This window comes from Martelella sp. (assembly GCF_984369615.1).
Map to the genome: position 1 here is coordinate 1 of NZ_CFHTCS010000470.1, position 2830 is coordinate 2830.

Genomic DNA, 2830 nt, shown 5'->3' on the forward strand with positions numbered 1-2830 from the left:
TCACTCCTTTCGCGCCGGGCGGGAGGATGAACAGCGACCTTCTGGCGTTGCGCAGAACGCTTAGCACCCTGCAAGGCGAGTATAGAAAAATGCGCAAGCGCGAACGAAGCGAAGACACCCGCCACAAGATCGAGCTTGGTGGACTGGTCATCAAAGCAAGCCTCGGAGATGAAGACCGCGCCTACATTCTTGGCGTTCTGCTGACAGGAAATCGGAGAAAGGGTGACGCTCGACTTCGCGAACAAATGATCAAGCTGGGTCGGGAGGCGTTGCGCCAATGATAACCAAACCCAGACGTTCCGAATTTGCTATTCTACTCTATGCCGGTCTCTTCCTTGTGGGCATTTCGGCACTTGTCTGGGTTTATTTTTTTGCGCTTCGATCGTGGAACGCCACGAACGGATCGGCCTACCGCCTATCGGTTTCGCAGGCGATCGACTGCCTCAAATTCTGGTCCCCCGACCTTTGCCGCAATCACTTCATTGAATCTTTTGGCTACGCCCCGGACAACCTGGTTAAACTCCAATGGCTGGTGACTGCCACGCTTGCGGTCGGCATCATATCCATTGCGATCGGCGGCTATGTTGCTTTCCTAATGCCGCCGGATAAATGGATCAAGTCCGGTCGGACTGTCGCAGGCATGCCCGAACTGCTGCGGGCCGCAAAGGCGGAAAAAATCGACAGCAGAGACGGCCTTCACTGGTTCAATGGATGGCGGCTGGCGCTCGAACGTGAAGTGCGACACTTCATCATCTTTGGCTCCATAGGCGGCGGCAAGACACAAACCATGATCGGGCTGATCGTCTCGGCGATCGCGCGACATGACAAGGTTCTCGTCTTCGATATCAAGGGAGACTTTACCGAGAAGCTGCCTCCAACGATCAAGCCGGATGGTTCCAGGGTGCAGCCAATCATCATTGCTCCGCAGGATCGGCGTTCCCATGTTTGGGATATCGCCAAGGATTTGCGCATTGCAGAGGATGCCGTTGAGCTGGCCACGCGACTGATCCCTGAATCAAGAGATCGGTTCTTTTCCAACTCGGCCCGGGCCGTGCTGGCCGCGTGCACCATACGCCTGATGCATGAGAACCCCGGAAGGTGGACGTGGGCCGATCTGGTGGCCGAGACGCGCCGTGACCGTCTGGAACTTCTTGAGGTCGCGCATCGCTATCACCCCGATGCGGTTCGCTTTCTGGACGCTGACTATCGACAAGTCGCCTCGACGCTTTCGACGCTCACCGCTGATACGAACACGCTGCGTCTGCTGGCAACGGCGTGGGCGAATTATGAAGGTCTGGAACGTTTTTCGTTACGCGACTGGCTGCTCTACAAGACAGATAGGCGCACCGTCATCCTGCAGAAGTCCGGCCGGTTTTCTGACCAGTCTGACGGCTGGATCAGCGCATTTCTCACCATTGCCTCCGGCATCGTGTCCGATCCGGAACTTGGCGACGCCAAGCTCCGTCGCATCTGGTTTTTCGTCGACGAATTCGCCCAGCTGCCGAAGATCAGCCGGTTTTCAGCGCTACTCGATATCGGGCGATCGAAGGGGGTTTGCGTGTGTCTCGGCGTTCAGGATATTGCACAGATCCGTGACACCTATGGGCGCGAACGCGCCGATGCATGGATGTCGATCGTCGGAACGAAGATCATCGCCAAAGTGAATTCGGGACCGACCGCGCAGCGACTTGAAAGCGATGTCGGTCAGGCCACAGTGGTCTATAGTCGTCGTGAGCCACGCGGAAACGGGCTGGAATGGGTGCGCGACGAGCGGCGCGAGAACACGATTGAGCGCTCCGAATTCGAGACGCAGCTCGGGCCTCGCAAGAACGGCATCGATGTCCTCGTCACGGGCATCGGCGAGGACGTCTACAAGGTGCGCGTTCCCTATACCACCCTCCCCCATGTGCGAGATGCGCAAGAGCCGGCGCAGTGGACCCTCGACCTTATCACTGTCAGCCGACTTGAAGGCGCCGCAGCCGACGACAACGCCGAGACCGGGAAGACGGACAGTGACGCAGGCTATCCGAAGGAAGCGATCGACGTTCTTGAGGGAATGGAGCCCATCGGCAAGCCCAGGAACACATCGATGGTGGTAGGCGACACGCTTGACTTGTTCGACGGACAACTGCCGGGGGTCTGAAGATGTTGGGCCAGTTTGACCTTTTCCCGACAGAAGTGCTCCTACGCCGCATCGAGCCGGACACCAACAAGTGGCGGTTCTATCATCTCAGTATCGAGGGCGGCCTGTTCGGAGACTGGTGCCTTGTGCGCCGCTGGGGCCGGATCGGGACCAGCGGTCAACTGAAGCTTGATTGGTTCACCTCGGCCGGACAGGCCCATGATGCCCTTGGTGTTCTTGAGCAAAGCAAGCGCAAGCGCGGCTACCGCGACTGAGGCGCGAAACGCGCCCTTCGACGCGTGGTCCGCCTCCGGCAACCGCACCAGCATCAATCAGCCTACTGCGCAGTAGAGCGGCACCAATAAAATCAGGAAGCTGTACTATGTTCGGGAACGTTCGATGCTGCCCCAGCGGACACCGCTGGAACAACCTGAATTTTAAGATCGAGCGCTTTGGCCACTTTCATCAAAGTTGCCATTGTCGGGTTCCCGTTGCCGGAAAGCGCGCGTGAAAGACCCTCCCGCGAAAGCCCGGTGTCACGCGCCAACTGGCTCATATTGCGCGCCCGCGCAATGGTTCCAAGAACGACAGCGATATATTCAGGATCGTCTCCACCTTCTTCCATCGCGGCATCCAGGAAGGCAGCAATATCCTCGTTGGTTTTCAGGTAATCGGCCGCATCGAAACGGCTAAAAACTTCCTTTGCCA

The 2830-nt window shown here is 58.0% G+C and carries 4 protein-coding genes; 3 read left to right on the forward strand and 1 reads right to left on the reverse strand.

The genetic code is table 11. The features are described 5' to 3' along the window. From AC5DC2_RS22350 to AC5DC2_RS22360, 3 genes are all read left to right on the forward strand, one after another. Positions 1-281 (forward strand): conjugal transfer protein TraD (locus AC5DC2_RS22350; RefSeq protein WP_491700080.1); only part of this gene is annotated, 281 nt, incomplete at its 5' end. After that, on the forward strand, positions 278-2143 hold the full coding sequence (locus AC5DC2_RS22355) for a type IV secretion system DNA-binding domain-containing protein (RefSeq protein ID WP_081725718.1): 1866 nt from the start codon (positions 278-280) through the stop codon (positions 2141-2143). The genes AC5DC2_RS22350 and AC5DC2_RS22355, both read left to right, overlap by 4 nt. Before the next feature lie 2 nt (positions 2144-2145). After that, entirely contained in the window at positions 2146-2397 is a 252-nt protein-coding gene (locus AC5DC2_RS22360; RefSeq protein WP_024707213.1) for a WGR domain-containing protein, read from the forward strand. A 92-nt stretch (positions 2398-2489) separates the two neighbouring features. On the opposite strand, the gene AC5DC2_RS22365 is transcribed toward AC5DC2_RS22360, so the two are convergent. Beyond that, positions 2490-2830 (reverse strand): addiction module antidote protein (locus tag AC5DC2_RS22365; RefSeq protein WP_491700081.1); only part of this gene is annotated, 341 nt, incomplete at its 5' end.

Coding starts and splice junctions, on each gene's coding strand:
- AC5DC2_RS22360 (WP_024707213.1), top strand. CDS start 2,146: ATGTTGGGCCAGTTTGACCTTTTCCCGACAGAAGTGCTCCTACGCCGC.
- AC5DC2_RS22355 (WP_081725718.1), top strand. CDS start 278: ATGATAACCAAACCCAGACGTTCCGAATTTGCTATTCTACTCTATGCC.